This window comes from Pseudoalteromonas sp. M8, assembly GCF_018141365.1.
Lineage (GTDB): Bacteria > Pseudomonadota > Gammaproteobacteria > Enterobacterales > Alteromonadaceae > Pseudoalteromonas.
Window position 1 is genome coordinate 1,229,560 of record NZ_CP047239.1, and the last position, 25,057, is coordinate 1,254,616.

At 43.9% G+C, this 25,057-nt stretch carries 26 protein-coding genes; 8 read left to right on the forward strand and 18 right to left on the reverse strand.

Annotation, left to right across the window (positions count from 1 at the left end; all coding sequences use genetic code 11):
* Window positions 1–91: 91 nt before the first annotated feature.
* Window positions 92–664 (reverse strand): NAD(P)H-dependent oxidoreductase, encoded by a 573-nt coding sequence (locus GSF13_RS05020; RefSeq protein ID WP_211865440.1) that lies wholly within the window; start codon window positions 662–664, stop codon window positions 92–94.
* 79 nt (window positions 665–743) lie between these two features.
* A complete protein-coding gene (locus GSF13_RS05025; protein ID WP_102058166.1) occupies window positions 744–1,103 on the reverse strand; it encodes a MerR family transcriptional regulator in 360 nt (119 codons plus the stop codon).
* Window positions 1,104–1,215: 112 nt separating this feature from the next.
* Between GSF13_RS05025 and GSF13_RS05030 the strand changes: the two genes are divergently transcribed.
* The 3 genes from GSF13_RS05030 (at window position 1,216) to GSF13_RS05040 (ending at window position 2,766) form a co-directional block, all read left to right on the forward strand.
* Window positions 1,216–1,851, forward strand: coding sequence for a glutathione S-transferase family protein (locus GSF13_RS05030; protein ID WP_211865442.1), 636 nt, complete (start codon window positions 1,216–1,218; stop codon window positions 1,849–1,851).
* Window positions 1,852–1,876: 25 nt separating this feature from the next.
* Window positions 1,877–2,245 (forward strand): nuclear transport factor 2 family protein, encoded by a 369-nt coding sequence (locus GSF13_RS05035; protein WP_010605566.1) that lies wholly within the window; start codon window positions 1,877–1,879, stop codon window positions 2,243–2,245.
* 146 nt (window positions 2,246–2,391) lie between these two features.
* Window positions 2,392–2,766, forward strand: coding sequence for a PH domain-containing protein (locus tag GSF13_RS05040; RefSeq protein ID WP_010605565.1), 375 nt, complete (start codon window positions 2,392–2,394; stop codon window positions 2,764–2,766).
* Window positions 2,767–2,822: 56 nt separating this feature from the next.
* On the opposite strand, the gene GSF13_RS05045 is transcribed toward GSF13_RS05040, so the two are convergent.
* The gene (locus GSF13_RS05045; RefSeq protein WP_211865444.1) at window positions 2,823–3,050 is read right to left on the reverse strand and encodes a hypothetical protein; all 228 of its coding nucleotides are present in this window, start codon (window positions 3,048–3,050) and stop codon (window positions 2,823–2,825) included.
* 13 nt (window positions 3,051–3,063) lie between these two features.
* The gene (locus tag GSF13_RS05050; protein WP_211865446.1) at window positions 3,064–5,193 is read right to left on the reverse strand and encodes a winged helix-turn-helix domain-containing protein; all 2,130 of its coding nucleotides are present in this window, start codon (window positions 5,191–5,193) and stop codon (window positions 3,064–3,066) included.
* Window positions 5,194–5,508: 315 nt separating this feature from the next.
* Between GSF13_RS05050 and GSF13_RS05055 the strand changes: the two genes are divergently transcribed.
* The 3 genes from GSF13_RS05055 to GSF13_RS05065 all read left to right on the forward strand — a co-directional run bounded on the left by GSF13_RS05055 (window position 5,509) and on the right by GSF13_RS05065 (window position 9,057).
* Entirely contained in the window at window positions 5,509–6,117 is a 609-nt protein-coding gene (locus GSF13_RS05055; RefSeq protein WP_174169136.1) for a hypothetical protein, read from the forward strand.
* A gap of 38 nt (window positions 6,118–6,155) precedes the next feature.
* Window positions 6,156–6,911: a DUF3307 domain-containing protein gene (locus GSF13_RS05060; RefSeq protein ID WP_211865448.1), complete on the forward strand. Its 756-nt coding sequence runs from the start codon at window positions 6,156–6,158 to the stop codon at window positions 6,909–6,911.
* A 613-nt stretch (window positions 6,912–7,524) separates the two neighbouring features.
* Window positions 7,525–9,057 carry an ATP-binding cassette domain-containing protein gene (locus GSF13_RS05065; protein ID WP_249122650.1) on the forward strand — a complete coding sequence of 511 codons (1,533 nt, stop codon included), beginning with the start codon at window positions 7,525–7,527 and terminating at the stop codon, window positions 9,055–9,057.
* A gap of 132 nt (window positions 9,058–9,189) precedes the next feature.
* Here the strand turns inward: GSF13_RS05065 and GSF13_RS05070 are convergent, their stop codons facing one another.
* From GSF13_RS05070 to GSF13_RS05080, 3 genes are read right to left on the reverse strand one after another with little or no spacing between them, the layout of a single operon-like run.
* The gene (locus GSF13_RS05070; protein ID WP_010605557.1) at window positions 9,190–10,017 is read right to left on the reverse strand and encodes a DUF4198 domain-containing protein; all 828 of its coding nucleotides are present in this window, start codon (window positions 10,015–10,017) and stop codon (window positions 9,190–9,192) included.
* Between the two features lie 2 nt (window positions 10,018–10,019).
* Window positions 10,020–11,111, reverse strand: coding sequence for a PepSY-associated TM helix domain-containing protein (locus GSF13_RS05075; protein ID WP_010605556.1), 1,092 nt, complete (start codon window positions 11,109–11,111; stop codon window positions 10,020–10,022).
* The gene (locus tag GSF13_RS05080) at window positions 11,111–13,105 is read right to left on the reverse strand and encodes a ligand-gated channel protein (protein ID WP_211865988.1); all 1,995 of its coding nucleotides are present in this window, start codon (window positions 13,103–13,105) and stop codon (window positions 11,111–11,113) included. Before GSF13_RS05080 ends, GSF13_RS05075 begins: the two co-directional genes overlap by 1 nt.
* Window positions 13,106–13,227: 122 nt before the next feature.
* On the opposite strand from GSF13_RS05080, the gene GSF13_RS05085 reads away from it, so the two are divergent.
* Window positions 13,228–14,163, forward strand: a complete 936-nt coding sequence (locus GSF13_RS05085; protein ID WP_010605554.1) for a LysR family transcriptional regulator — start codon at window positions 13,228–13,230, stop codon at window positions 14,161–14,163.
* A gap of 12 nt (window positions 14,164–14,175) precedes the next feature.
* Here GSF13_RS05085 and GSF13_RS05090 read toward each other — a convergent pair whose 3' ends face one another.
* The 11 genes from GSF13_RS05090 to GSF13_RS05140 form a co-directional block, all read right to left on the reverse strand.
* Window positions 14,176–14,484, reverse strand: a complete 309-nt coding sequence (locus tag GSF13_RS05090; protein WP_211865450.1) for a cupin domain-containing protein — start codon at window positions 14,482–14,484, stop codon at window positions 14,176–14,178.
* A gap of 299 nt (window positions 14,485–14,783) precedes the next feature.
* Window positions 14,784–15,167: a VOC family protein gene (locus tag GSF13_RS05095; protein ID WP_010605552.1), complete on the reverse strand. Its 384-nt coding sequence runs from the start codon at window positions 15,165–15,167 to the stop codon at window positions 14,784–14,786.
* A gap of 106 nt (window positions 15,168–15,273) precedes the next feature.
* Window positions 15,274–15,975, reverse strand: a complete 702-nt coding sequence (locus tag GSF13_RS05100) for a TorF family putative porin (protein WP_211865459.1) — start codon at window positions 15,973–15,975, stop codon at window positions 15,274–15,276.
* 12 nt (window positions 15,976–15,987) lie between these two features.
* The gene (locus GSF13_RS05105) at window positions 15,988–17,205 is read right to left on the reverse strand and encodes a BCCT family transporter (protein WP_174169141.1); all 1,218 of its coding nucleotides are present in this window, start codon (window positions 17,203–17,205) and stop codon (window positions 15,988–15,990) included.
* 151 nt (window positions 17,206–17,356) lie between these two features.
* Window positions 17,357–19,024 carry a choline dehydrogenase gene (gene betA / locus GSF13_RS05110; protein ID WP_211865460.1) on the reverse strand — a complete coding sequence of 556 codons (1,668 nt, stop codon included), beginning with the start codon at window positions 19,022–19,024 and terminating at the stop codon, window positions 17,357–17,359.
* A 9-nt stretch (window positions 19,025–19,033) separates the two neighbouring features.
* Window positions 19,034–20,497, reverse strand: coding sequence for a betaine-aldehyde dehydrogenase (betB, locus tag GSF13_RS05115; protein WP_211865463.1), 1,464 nt, complete (start codon window positions 20,495–20,497; stop codon window positions 19,034–19,036).
* A 1-nt stretch (window position 20,498) separates the two neighbouring features.
* Entirely contained in the window at window positions 20,499–21,089 is a 591-nt protein-coding gene (betI, locus tag GSF13_RS05120; RefSeq protein WP_211865465.1) for a transcriptional regulator BetI, read from the reverse strand.
* Window positions 21,090–21,388: 299 nt separating this feature from the next.
* Window positions 21,389–22,240: a transporter substrate-binding domain-containing protein gene (locus GSF13_RS05125; protein WP_211865467.1), complete on the reverse strand. Its 852-nt coding sequence runs from the start codon at window positions 22,238–22,240 to the stop codon at window positions 21,389–21,391.
* A 213-nt stretch (window positions 22,241–22,453) separates the two neighbouring features.
* Window positions 22,454–22,666, reverse strand: coding sequence for a helix-turn-helix transcriptional regulator (locus GSF13_RS05130; RefSeq protein ID WP_010605545.1), 213 nt, complete (start codon window positions 22,664–22,666; stop codon window positions 22,454–22,456).
* Entirely contained in the window at window positions 22,659–23,159 is a 501-nt protein-coding gene (locus GSF13_RS05135) for a hypothetical protein (RefSeq protein WP_010605544.1), read from the reverse strand. Before GSF13_RS05135 ends, GSF13_RS05130 begins: the two co-directional genes overlap by 8 nt.
* A 304-nt stretch (window positions 23,160–23,463) precedes the next feature.
* A complete protein-coding gene (locus GSF13_RS05140; RefSeq protein WP_211865469.1) occupies window positions 23,464–24,375 on the reverse strand; it encodes a helix-turn-helix domain-containing protein in 912 nt (303 codons plus the stop codon).
* A 101-nt stretch (window positions 24,376–24,476) separates the two neighbouring features.
* Here GSF13_RS05140 and GSF13_RS05145 point away from each other — a divergent pair, with 101 nt between their 5' ends.
* Window positions 24,477–24,992, forward strand: coding sequence for a cysteine hydrolase family protein (locus tag GSF13_RS05145; RefSeq protein ID WP_010605542.1), 516 nt, complete (start codon window positions 24,477–24,479; stop codon window positions 24,990–24,992).
* Window positions 24,993–25,057: the final 65 nt, after the last annotated feature.

The following is a 25,057-nucleotide window of genomic DNA, read 5'->3' on the forward strand; positions in this document are numbered from 1 at the left end:
AAGTTGCCATCTTGGTGTAAAAGATAGCAACATTCGGCATTGCAAATTTTGATTTAAAATAAGCTTAGCAATAGAAGTTATGTGTTTTTATTCACTCACCTCGCACGGCTAGACTTGTTACTTCACTCAGCCAGTTATCAATTACCTCAGGCGTTGCTAAGTGCGCAGGGCCAAATAGCGTATGTTGAGTTGGCTCTATACCACAAAATCCCAATGTCCCATGTTCTAGCTGAGCCATAAGCCCAGCAGCAACTTCTTGCAAATAAGTTTGCGGCGTGTCTGAGGTGAGAATGACTCTTGCGGTTTTATGCGGTAGAAGCTTTTCAATTTCAGTGCCGACCTCACTGTATTTAAAAGCAAAGTCTGGAAGTAACGTTCTATCTATTAGCCCTTTGAGCTTGGCTGGTAACGCCAGCCACCAAATTGGGCTTACTATCACAATGTGCTGCGCCCACAGTAAGTTCTCTTGGAATTGCTTAAGGCATGGCTCTAATGGTTGGCTCGCTTCATAACCATACATCAAATTGATTTCAAAGTGCATCTCACTAAGATCCATTCTGCGTACTTGATGTTGGGTGCTTGCAGCTTGCTCATAACTTGTGGTGATAGCGTGGCACAGGCCTTTGGTTTTGGGGTTACCGTTTAGTAGCAGTATTTTTTTCATCGTCGTTTCCTTATCACATGACTGAGAAACGAGTGTACTGTCTCCCCTTAACGGGAGAGTCAAGTTACTCTACCTGAGACTAGGATAGTTTTATCTGTGGACATTCATCAAGTGATGCGATGCAATGTTCAATACGTTGTATTTTTTGCTGAAGCTGCGCAACTTGCTCTATGCAGGATGCTTTGAGTTCGACTAAAAATGTGTTGATTTCGACCCAGTTGACTTGCCGCCCTTTAATTTCAATCACTTGCTGTAATTGCTTAATCGACACACCGAGCGATTTTGCTTCTTTTATTAATAACAGCAGATCGACATCTACTTGAGAATAGACGCGATATTTACCAACACGCTCCGGGGTAGGAATAAGCCCTTTTTCTTCATAAAAGCGAATGGCCTTGACTGACAGCCCAGTTTGCTTCGACAGCTTGCCAATATACATTTTTGATTCTCCCAGCTAAAAGCAAAATAACGGTTTACAGCCTCCATAAAAGTTGCAACCATCTAATACCAATTGCACGCTAACAAAAAGTATCGTCAAGGAATAGCAAAAGATGTATCAGTTGTTTTACTACCCTCGTAATGCCAGTTGGGCACCACATCTCGTACTTGAGCACCTACAACTAGAAAAAGAACTGCTCTTGGTCGATAGAAAAACGCAACAACAAAAGTCTGCGACCTATTTAGAACTCAATCCTACAGGACGGATCCCGACATTGGTCGACGGTGACCAAATCATCTTTGAGAGTGCAGCAATTTGTTTGCATTTATGCGAAAAGCACCCTGAAGGAAAACTTATCCCAGCGCCAGCAACCCCACAGAGAGCCACGTTTTATCAGTGGCTTTTTTATTTAACCACGACGGTTCAGCCAGAACTCATGTTGTATTTCTATCCTGAAAAATATCAGCTGTCACCAAAGAGCAGCAAGACCATGTCTCAAGCCGCTGAGCAACGAGTCAGCGGCATGTTTGCACTTATCGACAAGCAGTTAGCAACAAACACCTACTTAGTTGGTGAACAGCTCACGCTTTGTGATTATTATTTATTTATGCTGGCCCATTGGGCAAGTGGGTTTAATACTGCGCCAAAAGACTATGCACATTTGGGCCGATTTATGCGAATGATGGCACAGCAAAAAGTGGTAAAAAGAGTGTGCGAAATTGAACAAACCGATCTAAATTTTTATTAGCATCCATTACACCAAGGAGGAAAAAATGGAAACCTTAGTGAAAAACTATATCTCTGCCTACAATCATTTTGATATTCCGGGAATGCTAGCTCAGCTCACGGATGATGTCGTGTTTGAGAATCTTGCCAATGGTGAAATTACAACGCGTACAACCAGTAAAATGGAATTTGCAGAATTAGCAAATCAGTCTGCTAAGTTATTTTCAGAACGCAATCAATCTTTAACCGCTGCCACGCAAGACAATGATCTGTTTATTGTTCATGTAACCTACAAAGCTAAATTAGCCCAAGACTTAGCCAATGGCATGAAAGCAGGACAAAGCATCTCCTTGCAAGGCCGCTCAGAGTTTGCGTTCCGCGATGGCAAAATTTGTTTAATAAGAGATATAAGCTAACTCCTTACTCCAAACTCAGGTTATTTATTTGGCAAAATCAGCGCGCTTTTCTATGCTGGTTTTGCACTTTCATCATTAATTCATTTCGACCTAAGCACTATCTTGAGATCAGCCTAAGACGAATTGAAATAAAACGGAGAACAACAATGGGACTATTAAGTGGTCTGCTCGGTAATGCAAGCGAAGTAGACAGTAGCGAAGTAGATAAGTTATTAGCAGATACATTAATTGCTGGAGAAGAAGTTGCACAAGCTTACAAGGTGATCCGCGACTTGTTTATTTTTACCAACAAGCGTCTAATTTTAATCGACAAGCAAGGCATGACGGGCAGCAAAGTAGAAATGCTCAGCATTCCGTATAGCAAAATCACAAAATACAGCAAAGAATCTGCGGGTCACTTCGACCTTGATGCGGAATTAAAAATCTGGATTGGCTCAGACCCAACACCAATTAGTAAAGAATTTAAAGCGGGCGACAATATCAACCAAGTATATCAGATCATTTCACAATATTGTTTATAGCCGCGCTTGCTGTAAAAAGGCACATGCGTGTTGTGCCTTTCTTTTCAGTAAGTAAATTAAGTTGGTTTTCGTTCTGCACGCAGGCAAAAAACCGCAGAAAAGAGCAAGGAAACAAATACTTGATTCCAAAAGTTAGAGACAAAGGGATCAGCTACAAACTGAGATGCAATATGCCAAATACTGAGGTTTAGCAGAAAACCAAGTACAAATCCATGGCCTTTGTATTGTGCGAGCAATAGCCCTAGCTCTTGCCTAAAACGCTGATATTGAGCTAATTTGCTCATTTTGATACTCCAGTTATTGATTCGCAACCGTAAGCTCTACCACTTCTTTCTTGGCCGATATTCGATTTATCAAAAGCACATCGTTGTCGTTAATGTCGGTGAGATAGTCGACACTGGTAGGCACTTCGCCGAGTATGGTAAACGACGTTTTGTCTAAATCATAGGACCAAAGTTGATTGTCTTCATTGACGCCATATATCCCATTGCCGCGCATTACAAAAGATTTTCCTCTGCCGCCTTGATTGTCTAGTGCATTGATCCGCTGAGGCTCAACAGCGCCTATTTGCCAAAACTGATCAAGTCTATCCTTATACACAACTTTACCGTGTTCACTTTCAAGTGCCCACAGCACAGGTTGCTGCGTCAATATTTGAAACGATTGTTGAGCAAAATCATAAGCAGCTAACTTCATTTCTCCCTTTACCCTAATCTGTGTTAGTGCACGTTGTGTTGCACTTTTCCATTGATATAAGCGTAAAACAGGGTAGGCGTGCGGGTAAGATGTCAAGCTACCATCTAAAGCAATTTGTGTCAGTACACCACTGGCACTGACCAATATGCTTTGGCCATCCTCAGCCCAGTGGATCCCGCGAATAAAAGTATCTAACGGGAAGTTAGTCAGTTGTCGCGTGTTATTGCCATCGCTTAGCCACACCTGTTCAGTACCTGAGCGTTCCGACCAAAATGCCACTAAGTCTCCATCAGGCTGAAAAACAGCCTGATCTTCACCAAGGTTGGTTCGTGCAAAGCTGGTGTATGTTTGAGCGCCTTGTGCTAACTGTGTCAGTGGTAATTTTACGATATCACCGTCGTAAGGTCCTTTGATCATCAGTATACTTTTGCCATCAGGGCGAAATTCAGGCTGCCTCATTCGATCCGAAAACGGCAATTGAATTTTACTCACAAGCCCGTCATAAGTCAGACTAAATAGCTGACGTCCGGTACTAAAAATCAATTGCTGGTTGAGTGGGTCAAAACTTGGGTAGATATCGTGAAATTTAGTAATTTCCGGCGGCCGCTGGATCTGATGACTAGAGAGCAACTCACCGTCAGGTTTTAGCATATCGATATAATGTAGGCCATCGGCATGAATACTACTGACCGCGATTAAATCATCTTGAGGAGAATAGGCGTAATCAATCAACGTCCCGTCTTCTACGATATAAAGATCGACACCGCTTTCGCCGTCAATGGAGTAATTGATCAGCTTCCAGCGCTCGCCTTGTTTTTGCTTCAATACCACATTGCCATCGTTCAGCCAGATAGGCTTATCAACCACCGAGTTTTTACACTGGAGAATAACTTTTGGCTGCTGAGGGCTTTCCAATGCCTTAGTAAAATCGAGAGTTACAAGGTCGTAGCAGCGCTTTTGTGTAACTGGTTCGCCACTACAAGCGTCGGTGGCCAAAAACAGCAACTGCTCACCATCTTTTGAGAAACTATGCCTGCCGTATGCTCCAAAGCGCTCTGTGAGCAGGATCTCTTGTTGGGTATCCGCCTTTTTTGCCCATATCTTATTATCGCAAAACTTATCTAAATAGCGGTGAAAAACAATGTACTGACCATCTGGGGAATAGCTTGCATCAAATTCTTTGTCGTCAGTTGCGGTCAATGAGCGCAAAGTATCAAAGAACAGTGGTGAAGGTTTTTTGGTGGAAAAATATTGATAGCCAATAGCCCCAAGCAAAATAGTGAAGGCGAGTAAAACAAACACATAAAGGTGTTTATTCCAACTTTGATTGAGGTGCTTATCTTGTTGCATTTCAGGTTCAGGGATTGGCATCACCTCGAGTTGCGGCTCAGCATTCGTCAGCTCGCTCGTTTGCCCTCCCCAACGTACTTCACACTCTAAGCTATACCCTTTTTTAGCATGCGTTTGGATGTAAGCTTGCACCTTACCATCATCCCCAAGCGCCTTTCTCAATTGCGCAATACTACGCTGCAAAGTATTAGGAGAGACCACGGTATCTGGCCATACTGTATCAAGCAAAGTATCAAGACTCATCACTTTGCCTTGATTCTGAGCCAAGCAAGTGAGCACCGCCAGAGCCTTTGGTGCAAGCGTTTGACATTCACCTTGGTGTGAAATCTGGTTACGTGATAAATCGACAAAAAAATCACCAACCCAATATTGTTCTACCATAAATCCCCAGTATGCCTAGCGCACGCGCTAACAATGCCAATTATTATAATTATCAGTATAAGGATAAACAGGGTAAAAATAAACAAAATCAAAAACTTAAGCTTTAGCGACCTGTAAGATTAAGGACAGTTAATAAACGTCTATTTCTCACATATGCGGGAGCTTTGTCTACCTCCATACCTGCGTTCGCTTTGGTAAAATACTACCAAAGCGAACAAACCTTAGCGACTGCTTGCTTTTTATCCAGCTTCATACCAAAATCAATGTAACCAATATCAGTTACTTATTTAAATGTAACCAAATTAAGTTACCTTTATGGCATCAATACCTCAAGGTGCGGTGATCACAGCAGACATTGTCGGCTCACAGTCACTGTCACAATTACAACTTACAAGGCTGCAAAGCGAGTTAAAGGATTACTTAGCTGAAATAGCGACTGTGGAACAGGGCTATTATAGTTTTTACCGCGGCGACGGCTTTCAGCTTGTGTTGCCAGATGCTACGAAACTGTTCAATGTGGCATTACAGCTAAGATTGTTTTTAATTAGCCGACATAGCGATGCCAGACTCAGCCTCGCGATCGGTGACGTTAATATCACAGCAGCAGATTTATCAACCGCGACAGGTGCTGCGCTGGTACTTGCGGGCCGAGGGTTGGACGCAATTGGACAAGCAAGACTCAGGTATAACAATGACAGTAATGCCCACTTTGCACTAAATCTGGCATTTGTGGATTTATTACTTTCGAACTTAACCCAAAAACAAGCAGAGGCCGCTTTTATTCATATTTCACACCCTAAGTTGAGCCATGCCGATATTGCAAAACAACTCAACACCAGTCGGGTGAACGTAACTAAATTACTCAATAGCGCACACTATGCTTTATTAGACCAATTTTTAGCAATTGCACGCTCACACCAATAGTCGAATGCTCAACACTTAAATATCACGAGGTGGACTTAATGAACGAATGGCAAGTATTGTTATTGTGGTTAGTAATAGGCCACACAATCACTGACTTTTACCTCCAACCTATGAGCTGGGTGCATGACAGAAATACCCGTCACTATAAGTCCATCAAGTTGTTGTGGCATAGTGTCGCGCATGGCGGGGCTGCACTTGCAATCATCCTACTTTGGCAGTCGACTTTGTTTTGGGGAGCACAGTGGAATGCGCTGCTCTTTGCGCTAGCGGTAGGTATTAGCCACTATTGTATCGACTTAGCTAAATCCTATTCTAGCAAAGGCGTTATTCCTTTTGTGCTAGATCAATGTGCACATATTGCCATATTAGTGGCCGTCACTTGGCACATTGCTGAGCCTGAAATTGCGCTCAGTGCCTTTGCAAAGCCTTTTGCTAATGTCCAGCTGCTAATATTGGTTGTGGGCTATTTAATGGTATTGTATCCTGCATCGATATTCACCAGCATGCTGCTTGAGCGTTGGCAACTCAATAATTCAGCTCTTGATAGCCTGCCGCAAGCAGGAAGTTTAATTGGTCAACTTGAACGTGTATTACTACTGAGCTGCATGTTACTGGATAGCTGGGCTGCTATCGGCTTTATTCTCGCCGCTAAATCGGTATTTCGCTTTGGCGATCTAACCCAAAGCCAAGACAGAAAGCTCACCGAATACGTGATGTTGGGCACGCTTGTCAGTGTGTTGCTGGCCCTCGTGGTCGGCGTCTTAATCAAACCATTTATGCCCATTCAATTGTAATTTAATCAATTCCGCGCCTTGACATTTAATCTAGGGCCTGTGTATCTTTCAAGTTTGTTTTTGCAGCAGTTTGATTGGTATTTATACAAGGCAGAGCCTGCGTAGCATAGTTATTCTATGTGAGTCAGGCGATAAAGACTTTGTGCTCCTGCAAAGTCACCTTACCCCACATCCTTGTGGGGCAACACAGAAGAAATGCTAATCAAGCGCTGCCCTTTGGGTTCACCTGAGTGCGCTTTGTTCATTGTTGCTCAACTTTTGCCTAGATTACTAGGCGGCAAGTCGAGCGTCGCGACCAAAACACACTCAGGAGAACAAAAGTCAAACAGCAAAGATCAACAGGCCCTTGTGCCTGCAAAATAAGCGTGGGCACGATTTATCGCTAATTATTTGCCTCTATTCGTTTTATTTCCTCATTAGGAGTTGCCATCACAATGAATAACTAAGCCCTTTGTAACTGACGAACTTATTATTAATTTCCAGTGCAAGGCTTATGGTTATCTTTGAGGCTTCTCAGACCAATCTATAGACTCTCATTTTCTATTTTACTTTTTACCGCTTTTACGAGTCTTTGTGCCTTTAGCCTTTTGCACTGCTGCAACTAGGAGCATTAATGATGCCTTGGATACAGGTAAAGCAAGCAAACTTGACGCTTGCAAATGGTCAATGTTTATTTAGCGATTTCGACTTAACAATAGAGCGGCAATTTATTGCGATAACGGGCCCAAATGGGGCGGGCAAATCACACTTACTCAAAGTCTTATCCGGTGAACAGCCTCTAACCTCGGGCGAGCGACAAAGCCATGGAAAATGCTTCTATCTCCCACAAGATGCGACTAACCGCTTTACCACCGTTTCTGAACTACTCGGGCTTAAAGAGAAGCTAGTAGCACTGCATCGAGCCCATCAGGGGTTAGCCTCTGAGCACGATTTTGACTTAATCTCAGATGATTGGCAGTTAGAATCAAGTTGGCAAGCAACACTTGCACCGCTAGAACTCACTTTGGAAACCCCCTTTACAAGGCTTAGTCCAGGAGAGCGAATGCGTGTTTATATTGAGATACTACAATCTCAGCCTGCAATCCTATTACTGGATGAGCCGAGTAACCACATGGACAGCGTCAATAAGCACTGGCTAGCTGAGCAGCTAAAGCACCACAAACATGGTGTGGTTGCCGTCACACACGATCCTATTTTATTGGATGCAGCCGACCATATACTGCACATAAAACAGGGGGAGCTAACTCATCACTCGCTTGGATTTGACGCCTTCAGAGAGACACTCCTTCAAACTCAAGCTCGACAAAAACAACAACATTTGGCAAATCGCGCAGCACAAAAAGCACTTAAACAAGCCATGATTGCAGCGGATCTGCAACATCAACGGAAGGCCAGTAAAGGAAAAGCACAAGTGCGCGCTGGTAGCCAAAGTAAACTGGTTACTGACTTTAAGTCAGACAGAGGAAGTAAGCGTCATGCCGGACAAACCCATAAAATTCAGCAAGCTCAAGATAGGGTTAAGAAAAATGCAGTTTACTATCGAGAAGACAAACAGCAGTTTCATTTTAATTCAGCTCTGCGAGCGAAAGAAAAGCTCCGCTTATGTGAAGCCGAACTGTGCTTTGGACCGGAAAAGACACTGAACCTTTTTGCGGATACAACACAAAAGCTCAGGGTAATTGGAGAAAATGGCATCGGAAAATCGACCTTGCTTAAAACCCTTGCAGGTAAGCTAGAGTTAAAGCGCGGAGAAATCCAGCGCCCAACAACATGTATTTACTTAGATCAGCATTGCGCTTGGCTTGAACAGGGCCATAGCGTTTTAGATATTGCCGAGCGCTCACTTGACACGCCACATCATAATATCATCACCAGCTTTGCAAGCGTTGGTCTGAGTCTAGATAAGATTTCAGGACCTATCACGAGTCTCAGTGGTGGCGAGAGAATGAAAGCGGCCATCGTGCTGGCCGTGCAACTGCAAGGCTTTTTATTGCTTGACGAGCCGGATAATCACCTCGACCTCGAAGCACAAGAAGAGCTTGCTGCCATGCTTAATCAGCTTCCTTGTGGATTTATACTGGTCTCTCACAATGAGTATTTTTGCAGTCAGCTTACCAACATAAAAGTTCTACCGCTGCGTGATTAATAGTCATAGAAGGAAGAAAAGGGGGAGGAAGGAACGCCTCCCCCTTTGGGCACTTAGTGGCGTCTCTGTTATGACCACTAAATTAAATGGGCTGAGACGACTGCACGTCTCAAACCACATGGGGACGATGGATTAAAGCGGTAATACCTCGAGGGTCGTGACATAGCTGCCGGCACGTTTTGTGGCGGGTGCTTGTGCTTTGTCGTCTTCATATTCCACTTCAAACCAATACATGCCTGGCTCAGATAGTGTTAGCGTCACTTCACCTTTGGCATTCGTTGTATATTTGCTTGGTTGACTGTTATCACGGTACTTTTCATCCTGACGTACCACTATCACTTCTGCACCCTTGGCAGGTTCACCATCCATCGTATACTGCAAGGTAATTGGTTCACCGGTGTACAAATCATTAGGGTGAGTAACCGGGTTTAGTTCTAGCCCTTTGCCGGTTGGCTTAAGCGCGGTATTATTTGGTGCGCCCAAAGTTACAAATACTTCTAATCGTCTTGCAACGTCGGTCACACTTAAATCTTTTGCCGTTTTTGGTACTTCTTTGTTAAAGGCTTCTACTGAACCAACTTTGCCGCGTCCTGGCCAGTAATGCTTTTCACCGTTTTCATCAGTCCAGCGCGCCACCAGCGAGCGACTTTGATTAAACACTTTGTAAGTGCCTTGCTGATTGAGCTCAATGTCAAACACACTGCGATACTTAAGTTTTGCGGCGTTCTTAAGCTCAACCTTGCTACCAGAAGGAGACAGTGCAGATAGGCGCTCTAGTGGATAAGCATAATGATCTGGGTTAAAGATCCCGTTGGCGATGGCAGCATCAAACGTGATCCATTCGCTGTCACCAGATACCACGGTGGTACTTGGCTTTATCCATACTCGGTGTGCTTCACTTAACGGGCTATATGCGGCTAAGGCAACTAAGACACCAGAAACTAACGTTGAAATTTTCACGATTAAGGCTCCATTGTTAAAATTGTTGTAGCGAGTTCCGATTTACCTTCTGCAATCACAGTGACAGGCGCAGTGATAGGTAAGGTCACTGGCAGTTTCAATACTTCACGACCTCCAAGCTCACGAGCAGCCTCTACAAACAGCGTGTACTCACCCGCAGGTAAAGCTTTAAACTCATCGCGCCAAGGGGTTAAATCAATCTTTGCCGTACCTGGACGCCTTGTCGCACCAGTCACGCCATCTACAGGCATGGATAGGCTACGGCCGCTTCTACGCCACCAAAGGCGTAAGTCTTTTAGCCACTTTTCACCCTCTTTATCGGCCATGTTAACGTCATACCAAACGGCAATATCGGCAACTCGCTGTTGTTTGCTGTCTGCCAGCCATACTGCTACATAAGGTGGGTGATATTCCGCAACGTTTAAGCGCGGGATAGTGATTTCAACTTCATCAGCTTTAGCGTGCGCGGGTACCATCAGCACTAAAACAGGTAATACAAAGCCTGCTGCTACGAGCGGCCAAGTCGACTTTCTTCCTCGAGAATGCTTGTATAAAAGCCATAACCCTGTGAGTGAAAACACTACACAAGCTACTGAAAACACATCAATAAACATACGCCATGCAAATCCTGTATTACGTCCTTTGTGAAGATCGTTAAGGTATGATACCCAACCACGATCCGTGATCTCTTGATAAAACTCACCGCTATCAAGGGCGATGCTAAACCAGCCATCGCCACCAGCTCTTGGCAGCGCAACATACAATTCGTACTCACTCCACTGCACTTGCTGTAGTGCAGGTAACGCCGAGCCTGTGTGTGACTGATACCAAGATTGAAAGCTGTGTGGCAGCGCTGTTTGCTCTGCCGCCGCGTTAAGCTGGGTCAACAAAGCGCTTGGCAGCACCGCTTCTTTAGCATATGTAGTAGGTGCAGCTTCTATCTGGCTTGCGTGATTTAAGGTGATCCCAGTCACGGCAAACAGCAGCATTCCCACCAAACACACGGCAGAGCTCATCCAATGCCAAGTGCGCCAATCAAACAGCTTTTTAAGTCGCCGATTCGACGACTTAGCCGCTGAGCGAGCTCGTGTCATTAAAAGCTCCACGCCAATGAAGCCCAATAGCGACGACCATCTTCAAAGTAGCCGTATTCTGCTTCAGTAATTTCTTCATCGAAGAGGTTGTAAATCCCAAATCCAAGCTTAATTGCTTCGTTCAGTTGATAATTTGCACCTAAATCAGTTAGGTTATACGAAGGTGCGACTAAGCTACTTTGCGAAGGCCCTGTTACAGGCTGGCTTTCTTCACCACGATAATGGAAGCGTAACCACGTGCTCAGCTCATCCGAATACTGATAATTAAGCGAAGTTTGGAACAAATGTTTAGGTAACTGGTTTAATGGGCTACCAGCATACACTCCGGTTTTTTGCTCCGAATCTGTGTAGGTATAGTTTGCGCTAAGCTTTAGTTTTTCCGTCAATTGACCCGAGAAGCTAATTTCACCACCTTGGGTTACGGCTTCATCAACGTTGACATAGGTTGTCGGTAACGAGCCAAACTCGTTAGAGCCGTCCGTGCATTGAGTTAGTGGGCACGAAACCCGTGAAATTTTATCATCAAACTCGTTATAGAATACCGTTGCTGAGGTGCTGATCCCTTTAGCAAGCTCAACGTATACACCTACCTCGTAATTAATTGAGGTTTCAGGGCTTAACTCTGGATTTCCATAAATATTGCCACCACGACTCACTTGGCCCCACGCCGCAGTACTTTGACGCAAGTTCGGCGCTCTAAAGCCGGTTGAGATCCCACCTTTAACCGTCACCGCCTCTGATGCAGTATAAACACCGTATAAGCGCGGGCTAACGTGGCCGCCAAAGTTACCGTCTTTGTCGTAGCGTAGGCCCATAGTCAGGGCAAATGGCTCAACGATGCGCCACTCATCCTCAGCAAATACCGACCACTGATCGTTGTCAACTTGCTGCAAATCACTAATGCGGTTACTGGTTTTGTCGGTCAAATCTTCATTAAGATAGGCAACACCGATTGAGCTAGTATGAGACTCGCCAAGCGGTAACGTCCAAAGAGACTGGAAGTCTACGTTTTTGACCGTCATCTCGCGGGATTTATTATCAAACTCTTCATGTTTTAGGTAACTACGAGAGCTACCAAATGACCAATAACCGTTATGCGTCAAAGAGATTGACTCACTATCGTATTCGGTTGTAGTGGACTCAGGACAACCACGGCGGCCACACGGCTCACCTGGCGCAAGCGGTGCTACTGTTTTACCTAGCGTCGCATCAAGCGTTTGTGAAGCAATACCATAATCCAATAACCATTCGTGTTCATCTGATGGTGTATAGGCCAGTTTTACCTTCAGCGTATCTGCATCGCGACCTCTAAAGCCAGACACGATTTCGTCTTCATCTCTGTGCGTAGTTTGGCCGTAAATTTGTACCCCTAAGGTATCTTTGATTAGCGAGCCTGCTGCAAAGAAATTAGCCTGATAAATATCACCTGAGCGACTGTTTTCTTGGCTGGTGGCGTCAACTCTGACTTCTCCATGCCACTCGTCAGGCGTTTTTTTAGTGATAATGTTAATTACGCCACCAATTGCATCAGAGCCATACAGCGAAGACATAGGCCCGCGTACAACTTCGATACGTTCGATGGCAGCAACAGGAGGCGTCCATGCACCTTCAACACCTGGACCGTCACTATTTGGCCGAGTCTCACGCGAACTTTGTCTTTGCCCGTCGACTAAGATAAGCGTGTACTGACTGCCCATGCCGCGAAGGCTAATATCTTCCCTGTCTCCGCCTCCAGTTACTACAACTCCGGGAACATCTGTCATGGCATCAGTAAGGTCTCGATAAAAGCGCTGCTGTAGCTCCTCTTGGTTGATAACGCTAACAGACGCCGGCGCATTTTTTAGCAGTTGCTCAAATCCAGAAGCGGATACGACGATCACTTCCATCTCTTCTTTTATTTCTGATTTTGCATCACTTTGTGCAAGTGAGGAAAAAGGCAGGGCAGCTGCAACAGCTAAAGAGAGTGGCGCCAAACTACGACAGGCCATCAACATCGAGAAACCTCCATGATAGAATACAAGATAAATAACAATTATTTTCATTTGTAATGTTATGATGATTGCGTATTTTGGAGCAATGCGATTTTTCTTAAAGGTATTTTAAGCAGGGCTTAACAATGAATCAAAAATTGACTCGCGGACTTAAAGTGTTCGCCAAAACAGTAGAAGCAGGCAGTATGAGCAAAGCCGCTGACTTATTGCACATGACCACCTCAGCCGTTAGCCAGCAGATCAGTAAATTAGAGCAAGACATAGGCCTAAGTTTATTTAATCGTAATACTCGCAGCCTAACACTCACTGAAGCTGGTACTATCTATTACAAGTCCGCGATACAAATACTGCAAACCGCAGAACAGGCAGAGCATGAACTTGAGTTATTACAACATACGCCATCTGGCATATTGAAGATTTCTGCCCCCATCGGGTTTGGAGGAGGGCTACTCAGTAAGCCACTGCGCTATTTGAGTGAACAGTTTCCACAAATAAAAGTCGATTTGATCCTGACTGACGAGCCCATTGACATCATTACTGAAGGTGTCGACTTGGCTATCTGTATAGGCCCTTTACAGGACTCAAACCTCATTGCTCGTCATCTTGCTGACTGGCAACTTATCCCCTGCGTTAGTTGCCACCATCCATTGGCACAACTCAATATATCGCACCCAGAAAGCTTAGCGCCTCACGCTTTGATTGGTCATTCGAGTAGCAAACAAAACCCCTATCATTTGAGCCATCAACAAACTCATCAGCAAGTGGCGCTGCCAACAGCACGTTTTATGGTGAATAATATGCAGGCTTGCATTCAGCTAACGCTAGATGGCATCGGCTATGGTGTTTTACCTGAACCAGAAATTAGGCACCACCTTTCATCAGGTAGACTAAAGAGATTGTGTACTGAGTGGTCATTAAGAGAATATAGTGTTTATGCCGTGACGCCACACCGCAATACTGTTGCAGCAAAAACAACCGCTGCAATTGAAAGCCTAAAAGAGTGGTTTACCCAAGTTTCCAACGACAGCCAAGTCTTTGTTGGCGACTTTAGTTTTATTTAACCTAAGTTTTGATTAGTAAAAAATAGCAAGCCAAATAGTTGGCTCTAAAGTGTCTGTATAGCTTACTTTGTGCTTTTGGTGTGCGGGAATGTTAAGGCTATCACCCGCTTTTAAGGTTATCGTTTTACCGTCACCAAAGATTAGTTCAGCGCAGCCCTGCAACACCAGCACCCACTCGTTTTCATCTTGGTCATAATATCCAGAGCTAGGAGAGGTATGGCCGTTTGATACTATCCGTTCAATACGAATATTTGAATGAGAAAGTACCGTCTCAAAAACTTCTTCAGTTAAACCAGCTGGAATATCTTTTAGAAAGTTCATAAGCTTGAAACTAGGGCCTAGCAATTAGTCAAGGATAGAGAAATAATTTGCCGCAACAAGCACATCCATTTATCTAGTAGCGGCAAATTGGGAGAATGGTACAACTTGATCGATAGAAATGTTCAATACATCGCTCTCAATCTTTCAAAACAATCCATCAGGCGATTAATTAAAAATCCCCCAACTTTAGCGACTCCACTCGGACCTCTTGCCTAGCTGTACAGTCGCCATTAAAGTTACATAATTTAACAATATTTGTAAAATATAATTTAACATTAAATAAATAAGTTTGGAGTTTTCTAAAATCCCTTGAGTTCCACACGCCAAGGTGGGTCTAATCGATTTTCACCAGCCCAGTACAATTTTATCTTATTTCCTGCAGGATCAAACAGTATCGCTTCTCGCCACAGGTAGCGCTGTTCAGTCGGGAGCTGCTCAAATAAAATACCTCGAGCCTCTAGCTCTGAGACCCACTCATCTAACTGTTCATGTTCAAAGTAAATAACTGCACCATTGCTGATAGGGGGCACTTCTAGCGACAAGGAGAAGGTTGCATTACCTTCAGGACATTCAAATCGAGCATAATGCGGCGTATCAACAATTTGAGTAAAGCCGAGCGTTCGATAGAATTGACAAGCTGCAGTCATATCATCGACAGGCAGCGTAACTTGATTGAGGTTCATGATTGTTTTTCTTACTACAGTGCACTTTTTAAACATTTTGCCTTAAACGTAAAAAAATACCAGCCTAGATTAGGCTGGTATTACAATCATCACATCTTAATGCAAGTTACAAAGCAAATGTTCTCGACACAGAAAGTACAATACGTTCATCTGCCGTATCCCAATCTAAGCTCGTATTTTCAGCCGCCACTTCAATATCAAACCCTTTAAATGCAGTTTGATAAGCAAGGCGATAGTGATTGTAAGATTTATCGTTACCATCCCACGTATATTTATCGCCATCCAATGAATTGGAGATATCAAAGCTTGCTCTTAGTGCATGACCTTCTGCAATTTCAAAAGTATGTGCTACCATCGCAATAGTGTGACCCGCTTCGGTACCAAAATAATCCCAGCTGTACCAGAAATTAAATTCGGTTTGGCCAAATTCACTGGCGTAACCAAACTTAGTATAGATCTCTGGGTAATTACCGTCGCTTGAGTTGTCACCACCATGATAAGAATAGTAAGCAATACCATAGTCAACGCTCCAGCTTTGGTTCAGCTCGACGAAGCGACCAACGTAAAAGTCCCACTCTAGATCTGTGTCACCACCAAAATCGACGTTAGACGCCCAGCTTCCAGCATATACACCGTTTGAAAAGGCTTTATCTATACTGCCTTGTAGGGCTGGGTCATTTTGCGTTTGACTCACACCGTTAAAGGTATAATCAGATACACCCGTTAGGGTTGCAGACCAGTCTGCCGCCGCATAGTTAGACGCGAGTAAAAGTGGTAGTGCACAAAGTGTTTTCTTTAAGGTTATCATGTAGTTGTATCCCTAGTTTACTGATTCAATTTTTCTAAAGTCGATAAGGTTGTCTTTTGGCGAGCTATCAATCTTGCTCACAGTTTTGTATTTGCTATAAGCAATGTAACCAAAACATGAGAAGAACAAGCCTATAACTAACGCACCAACCCATTGGATCTGTAAAAAGTTTAGTTTAAATAACAGCGTAAGCAGTGATAACGCCACGATATTAAATAAAATATAGTTTCTTTTTCCTAAACGGCTAACCGTGAGGTTAAGGTTGTCTGTATATAGGCGGATCAAAGAGTCGAGTGAGTTAATCACAAACACCACGCCAACAAAGACCATTGCAAAGTTTTTAATACCCGCAGTAGGGATCCCAGCCTCATGGTAGTGATAAAGCACACTAAACCATGCTGCGATTGGAATAGACGGGAAAATTAACATCGCCGCTAGCACTTGATAGGTTTTCAAGCCACCGACAAAACGCGATGTGAATTGCCCTATCATGATGCTCCACGCAAACCACCAAAACAGATAAAACTCGTGATAGTCATTCAGTGGCAACACAAACTGATCTAAATTGGTAAAGTAACCGCCGATCAGTGCCAAGTTGTTGGTATAGCTCGACATTGCACTGTCACCAAAGACAAACGCTGACGCCCACATAAAGGCGATTAAACCGATAAAGACCCATGTTGTCGTGATACTTAAAAAACGCACGTACTTAAGGCTAGTGCTTGAGTAAACCGCAAAAGCAATCGCCGCAAACACAATCAGATAGAAACTAGGAATAATCGACTCACCGTCGCCTAAACTGGGTAAATACCAAGGTAGATTAGACAACAATAAGAATGCAGTAAACGCACAAGTACCGATAATAACTAGGTTATTAATGAATTTAACCCAAGGAATTTCAAAGAATTTTACCTTGGGCTCTATTACGCAGAAATAAAAGCACGTAAGAAAGTAGAACCCCCAGATTAAAAATCCCCAAAAACCAAACTCTATGGCCAGCGGATTAGTAAATGCATACTCTGGGCTTGCTTTTATGTCTGCGTAACCCGCAAACTCCGTAAGCGGAAACATGATGAGGCCAACATCTAGGCCAGAAGTAAATAAGATTGCAATAAAAGTGAACGTTTTAACCGGTGTAACACCAACGCACTGTAAATTCCCCCACTTCAATAAGATAAAGGCAATTGCCAATAGGGTGAAAATGATGCCTGCACTAAGCCATACTGTCATTGTCACCCTCCCAAAATTGATAGAAGTAACTCATTTTTTCTCCGTTGTTTTTATTTACATTATTCCCGCATTAACGCAGTGCAAACGATTTGCACTGCGTGCCACTGCAGGTCTCATATGGGGCACGAACTTTCCCATACGAGTGGCGAAACTAGATCTCCGAACTACGTTGAACCTGTTGCCAGTTTTGTGTCATAGCAACGTTTGCTCCCTCAGCGGCAAGTGGTGAATTGCCTAAAATCATATCCGCTGCTTTTTCCGCGACCATAATAGTCGGCGCGTTGAGGTTGCCATTTGGAATGGTTGGGAAGATAGATGAATCCACAACGCGTAGCCCCTTGACACCGTGCACACGGGTTTGCGAGTCTACAACCGCCATTTCATCCTCACCCATTTTGCATGAACAAGAAGGGTGATAAGCACTTTCTACCGCTTGACGCACAAAGGCATCAATTTCTTCATCGGTTTGGATATGCTCACCAGGTTGGATCTCGCTCTGTCTAAAGTCATCAAACGCACTTTGCTCGATGATTTCACGAGTCAACCTGACACAAGCTCTAAACCCTTCGATGTCTTCTTGTTCAGCTAGGTAATTAAACTGTATTTTAGGCGCCACCGTTGGATCTGCTGACTTAATCGTTACTTCACCACGGCTCTTTGGTTTATTGTGGCCGACATGAACTTGGAACCCATGACCATCAAAGGCACTTTTACCATCGTAGCGAATGGCCGCAGGTAAAAAGTGGTACTGAAGATCTGGCCACTCAACGCCTGCTTTCGAACGAATAAAGGCACAAGATTCAAAGTGATTGGTCGCGCCAAGACCTGACTTATCAAGTAACCATCTTGCACCGATCAAGCCTTTAGAAATTAACCCCAACTTGCCATTCAAGGTGATGGGCTGCTTACACTTGTATTGGAAATAAAACTCCAAGTGATCTTGAAGGTTTTTGCCCACTCCGGGTAAATGGTGTTTTACTTCAACGCCTGCGGCAGTCAACGCTTCTTTATCGCCAATGCCAGATAATTGTAATAAGTGCGGTGAACCGATTGAACCTGCACTTAGGATCACTTCCTTCGCTGCATTCGCTTTTTTCAGGTTTCCTTTCACACTGTATTCAACGCCTGTAGCGGTTTTGCCATCTAACAGTACTTTTTGTACCAGGGCACCCGTGACTATGGTGAGGTTACTGCGATGTTTAATTGGATCTAAATAGGCGCGACTTGATGAACAACGCTTACCACCTTTGACGGTCATATGCATTGGCCCAAAGCCTTCTTGCTGCTCACCGTTATAGTCTTTGGTAAACGCATAACCCGCTTGCTCACCAGCGCTAATAAAGGCGCGATAGAGCGGGTTTGCCATTTCATTACCATTATTAGTGCCAAGTGGACCTTGCTCACCACGGTACTCGTCGCTACCTAAATACCAAGATTCAGCGCGCTTGAAGTAAGGTAAACAAGACTGATAATCCCAACCTTGAGCACCACTGTCTTGCCACTCGTCAAAGTCTTTAGCATGACCTCGAACGTACACCATGCCATTGATTGACGATGAACCACCAAGTACCTTGCCGCGAGGACAATGCATAACGCGATTGTCTAAGTGCGGCTCGGGCTCAGTATGGAACTGCCAAGCATATTTATCGGTATTCATTGGAATAGATAGCGCAGTTGGCATCTGAATAAAAATACTCTTATCACTACCGCCAGTTTCGAGTAGTAGCACTTTGTGCGCTGGATTTTCCGATAGGCGGTTTGCAAGCACACAGCCTGCAGAGCCTGCACCTACGATAATATAATCAAAATCAGTCATCATACTCCTCGATTAAAATGGACTTTCAATATCGCTCATACCAACATACACAGACTTAGTCTGGGTATATTGATCTAGCGTCTCGATGCCATTTTCGCGGCCAATGCCCGACTGCTTATAGCCTCCAACGGGCATTTCAGCGGGTGAGTTGCCATAACTATTGATCCAACAAATACCAGCCTCTAGCAGGTGGATGACACGGTGTGCACGTTGAATATCTCTACTAAATACACCCGCGGCCAAACCTAAGTGGGTGTTGTTTGCACGTTGAATGACTTCTTCCTCGTCATCGAATACCAATACCGACATCACTGGACCAAAGATCTCTTCTTTCACTATGGTCATGTCATCATGACAGTCGATAAATACGGTCGGTGCGACAAAGTAGCCGTTTGGCGCGGTTTCAGGACTAAGTGCCTCACCACCGGTCAGTACGGTTGCACCTTCAGCTTTACCTTTTTCAATGTAATCCATCACCAGTGTGTGATGCTGCTTTGAGATTAGGGCACCAAGATTTACGTTTGGATCGAGCGGATCGCCCGCGATGATATTTTGTTCGGTACGCTGCTTTAACTCAGCTAAAAAGGCGTCGTAAACCTTACGCTGCACAAATACGCGTGTGCAGTTGGTACACACTTCACCTTGGGTGTAGAAGTTGCCCAACATCGCGGCACTTATCGCTTGAGAGATATCAGCATCTTCAAAAACGATAAGCGGTGATTTGCCGCCTAGCTCCATCGTCACTTCTTTTAAATTGCTTGCCGCACTTTGCATTACTTTTTTGCCAGTACCCACTTCACCGGTGAACGATACTTTTTCAATATCAGGGCTGGTAGTTAGCCATTGGCCCACCTCAGCGGCACCTTGTACCACATTGAATACGCCCGCAGGGATACCGGCTTCAATAAATATTTCGGCCAGCTTAATCGCGCCTAATGGTGTTTCTTCCGATGGCTTGAAAATGAGGGCGTTACCAGCGGCAAGTGCAGGGCCTGATTTCCAACACGCAATTTGCAGTGGATAATTCCACGCGCCAATGCCTGCACAAATCCCTAGAGGCTCTTTGCGAGTATAGAAAAAGTCCCCTCCCACAGGCTGCTGAGTGCCAACTTGAGCGGGAGCCAACCCTGCAAAATATTCAATTACATCAGCGCCTGTTTGAATGTCTACACATTCCGCCTCTTGCCAAGGTTTACCTGTATCTAACACTTCAATCTTGGCAAGCTCATCATTGCGCTCGCGCAGCAGAGATACCGCTTTATGTAAAACACGACTACGCTCAATTGGCGCCATCGCTGACCATAATGCAAAGCCCGCTTTGGCACTTTCAATCGCAGCTTGCTGAACATGACTATCGGCAACCTCTACCTCGTAGATCACTTCATCCGTTGCTGGATTTTTTACTGCAAACTTTTCGCCTGAGTGGTTTGCCAAGAACTGGCCATGAATAAAATTTTGATATACAGGGACTGTCACATTATCCTCCAAACTGCTTAATAAGTGATTGAATGTAGCGTTTTGCGAGCGTTTCACTGTGATGAAACGCATGATGGTCAGCTTTGCTTAGCACCGCTCTTAACCAAAGTCCGTCAATCATACCGGCGGCAAGCTCAGCCGCTTCTTTTGCCTGTGCTCGCGGCATAAAAGCAGCAAACGAAGTCGCTAGGTTACTCTGCAGACGGCGACTGTTAACGCGCTGTAGTCGGTGAAGTTCATCATCGTGCATAGATTGCGCCCAAAAACTCAACCAGGTACGCGTCGTATTTGACTGCTGCTGTACCATGGCAAAGTTAGCTTCTACGATATACATGAGTCGCTGCTCGGCACTACAACCAGCGCAGGTTTTGTCCAACAAACTGTATTTCAAGTTGTTTAATAGATAGCGCACGGTTGCTTCAATCAAGCCTTGTTTGCCACCAAAATAGTGGCTGATGATCCCCGATGAGAGACCCGCTCTTTTACTGATACTATTAATAGTGGTTGCTTGTAATCCTAACTCGGCAACTGACTCTAAAGTGGCGTCAATTAGCTGCTGACGACGAACAGGTTCCATTCCGACTTTTGGCATAGCTTTTATTAATTGACCGTTCAATTAAAATAAAGCTTAGGGTGATAAAGATGAGACTTCAAGGTTGACTTTTTGTAAAAAGCCAAATTTTTGACGTTTGTACCTAGGTTAATCCCATGATAGCTAAGGGGTTTTAAAGGATTACAAAAAATCTTAAAAAATTTTAAAAAATCTGAGATTTTGCAGGTATTTGCGATAATTTACCGTTTTGATGTGACAATTTGATTAAGTTTGGTTTGGCTAGAAAAAAATCAAAAATCGAACCAAATGAGGGAATTGAGTAAGACTAAACATCCTTGCTAGTTAAGATTTGAAAGCGGTAACGGTTGGTAACTAGGAAACCTATTTGAGACAGTGGAAACCCCAAAAGAAGCGTTTGACTGATAACTCGCCACTAACAATTCAATCTTAGGTTTAAGCGCTAAGATCGCCTCATCAATTTTACTTTTCAGCCTCGCACTAAAAACATTTTTACGCAGCAAAAAGTGTACTTGGTTATCATGTACCACGTAAGGCCACGCCTGCGCAGCGTCAAGCCCTCGCTCTTTGATAAAATAGTTTCCCGTGATCATATCATCCACAATAAAATCAACGCGCGCTTTCATTAACATTTCAACCCGCCGCTGCGCACTGGCAATACTCACAAACTGATCTTTATAGTGGGGATCTTGTTTAAGCTTATCAAGTTCCTCTCCATAGTAAGATCCGATGCTCAACCCTATGGTTTTCGATTGCTTTAGTAATGAAGCTAAATCGGCAAGCGCTGTGGGAGGTGATAACGAAAATAATCGCATACGTTCAAAACGGTAGGGCAGAGAGAAATCTCCGTATGCTTCTCTATCTTTAGTGTAGCTAACCATTACCGCGACATCTATCACTCCTTTTGACATTTCTTCAAAAGTGCGAGCGCTGGAAGGGAGGCGAATATAGGTGGTACACACGGCAACATGCTGGAACACCATCTCGGCAATGTCTACGTCTAGGCCCCAAGGCCCAAGCTCATCAAACACAGTTAATGGCGGCCAATCGGCAACAACGCCAATATTCACAGTTTTACTGCATTCGCTCGCACTGACAGGGGGAAATACCAAACCCCACACTAATATAGCCATGCCAATCAAGTTATTCACTGATATGTACTGCTTAACCATGACACCTCGTGAGCAAGTCTATGACAATCGGCCTTATAACATGACGACTCAGTTCATTGCATAGGCACTATCTTTAGTAGTAACAATATATTTACCTAAAGCCTAGATTACAATGCCTAATTATTAAACTATTTAAGTCAAAAAACGTATCGGTGCTCACAGAAACAAAAAAGCGTGACGTAAACCCCCTTTACATCACGCTTGTTTTGCACTTTATGGCTGATATTCGAATACTTCTTCGATAGGTACATTAAATACATGAGCGATTTTAAAGGCGACTTCAAGCGAAGGGGAGTACTTGGCAGCTTCAATGGCCATAATCGTTTGTCTCGTAACACCCACTCGCTCAGCAAGCTCTTTTTGTGTCATTTCACCGCTCATAAAGCGTAGCATTCTGATTTTGTTTTTTATTGGTAAATCAGCCATACACAGCTCCCAAACGAGCTTTGACAAGCTGGGTTCCATAACCGACCAATTCAGCCAGCAAAAATGCAATCACTAAAATATGAAGTGGTGCAAACGGTAGTTCAAAAGGAAGCGCTTGCGACCAATCTTGCGCTTCGGCAGAATACTGGAAAATAGAGATACACACACCAACCTGAAGCACCCAGTAGGCAGGTTTGCACCCAGATAGCGCAATCAACTTTTCACGCTCATCTAACGGCTTATCCATATCTTTATCGCTAACAAAGCTCAGTAGCAGCTGACCTGCAATAGATGTCACGATAGAAATAACAATCACCTTGAGCAACAATCCTGATACCCAACTCGGATCTTGACGTAACTGCTCTGTAGCCGCTGTTATTTCGCCTAAATAAAAATACAAGATATAACCTGTTACCAAAAACTCTATCGCAATCGTTAAGTCACGGAAACTCAACGAGTCTAAAAACGCTTTAATCTTATTGTTGCTTTCCATGTTATCCTCACTTTACTCAAGGTTAAGTATTTTTTACATTGAAAGCGTAAACTTTGCTCAACAACAAGTCAAATATTTTTTACTTTAAGTAAAGTTTAAATAACCAACCTGAACTCGGGATAAGAAGTTAGTTATTAAACTAAAATCCCTAAGCTCAAAAGTGTAATATCACTCTAGCCAGAAGTTATTTCTTAATACAAGGCAAATTTGTGCGTCAATAGCTGGCCTATTGCAAGCAAATTTAACGCAGTAGTAAGGGATAACAGCTGCTAGAGAACAAGTTGTTATCCTGGGTTCAGGTTAGCTAGAAACGTTTTCGAAACTCGCTTGGTGTTAAGCCCATACACTTATTAAACACCTTACGGCAGGCTGTCGTATCCTCGTATCCTACCTGGTGCGCAATCCAATCAAATGGTTTGCTCGTGCTTTCTAATAAATCACACATTTTCTGCACCCGAAACCGTTGCAGATATTGATTTGGATTGAGTCCGAGCACCTTAGCAAAACGTCGCTGTAAGGTTCTTTGCGTAAGTAGAGCGATATCAGCTAGTTCTGTAATTGAAATATTGCGACCATAATGGGTGTTAATGTATTGCTGAGCGCGCAGCACAGCATCATCACCATGTTGAAAGTTTGGCTGAAATTGATGATAGTAGCTCTGCTCCCGCTGAGCCGTATCTACGACAAGCGTTTTGCCTAACTTGCGCATGACTAAGTGACTGCTATATTTTTTGACTAGCTCTAATCCAAGATCAAGCCATGACATCATGCCGCCAGCCGACATAATATCATTGTGATCGATTAAAATTTTTCGTGTATCAATAGACTGGTTAGGAAAGTGCCGTTTAAATGCCTCAGTTAACCCCCAATGCGTGGTAAGTAAGCGCTGATGACTTAGCCCCGAGGCCGCAAGTATAAAAGCCCCCGCACAGGCAGAGGCGATAACTGCACCTCGTTGGTGCTGCTCGGTTAACCAAGCAAGTAATTGAGGTTCAGGTTTGAGGTAATAATCAGAACTAACACTCGGCGGCAATAACACAATATTGTAATCCCCCTTTACAGCACTACTAAAGGTGACAACATGTGTTGTAAAGCGGGTATCCTGTGACTCTTCGATACAAATTCTATCTGCTAGAAAAAACAGCTCTTCTAGACCATACACAGCCGACTTCATCGCATGAGGATAGTGACAAATCGCCACTTTGATTGGTTTCATCTACATTGTCGAATTTGAACTCAAAAATGTCATTTTAGACACTCCAGTCAAAGTTACAACTCCAGCACAATACCTCTGCAAACTAACTAACGAGGTAAAAAATGAACAACAGCGCACTATTGGTTATCGATATTCAAAATGACTACTTTCCTGGAGGACTTTTCCCGCTATGGAATAGCGAAAATACACTAGCAAACATCAATACAGCTATCCAAAAAGCAGCAGAGCAAAACATGGAAGTCATTTATGTCCAGCACATAGCTAATCCAGAGCAAGGAAAAGCACCATTTTTCAATGCCGACACAAGCGGTGTCGAGCTTCATAATGGCCTACGCCAAACGCAAGAAAACGGCCACCATATCGTAAAGTCCTATGCCGACAGCTTTGAGCAAACCTCCTTAAACGATTTGCTCCAATCTAAAGGTATCGACACTTTATATATCTGCGGCATGATGACACAGAACTGTGTAACCCATACCGCGCTATCGAAATCGGCGGAGCAGTACAATGTCTACATTCTCAGTGATTGCTGCACTACCATAGATGAAATGATCCACAAAATTGCACTCAACGGTGTTTCAACACGAGTACCTTTGATTGTCGTGTCGCAAATATAGCCCATGTAGGTCGAGGTTTACCTCGACACAAGCAGAAAAACCAAAAAGGCTGGGTGAACCAGCCT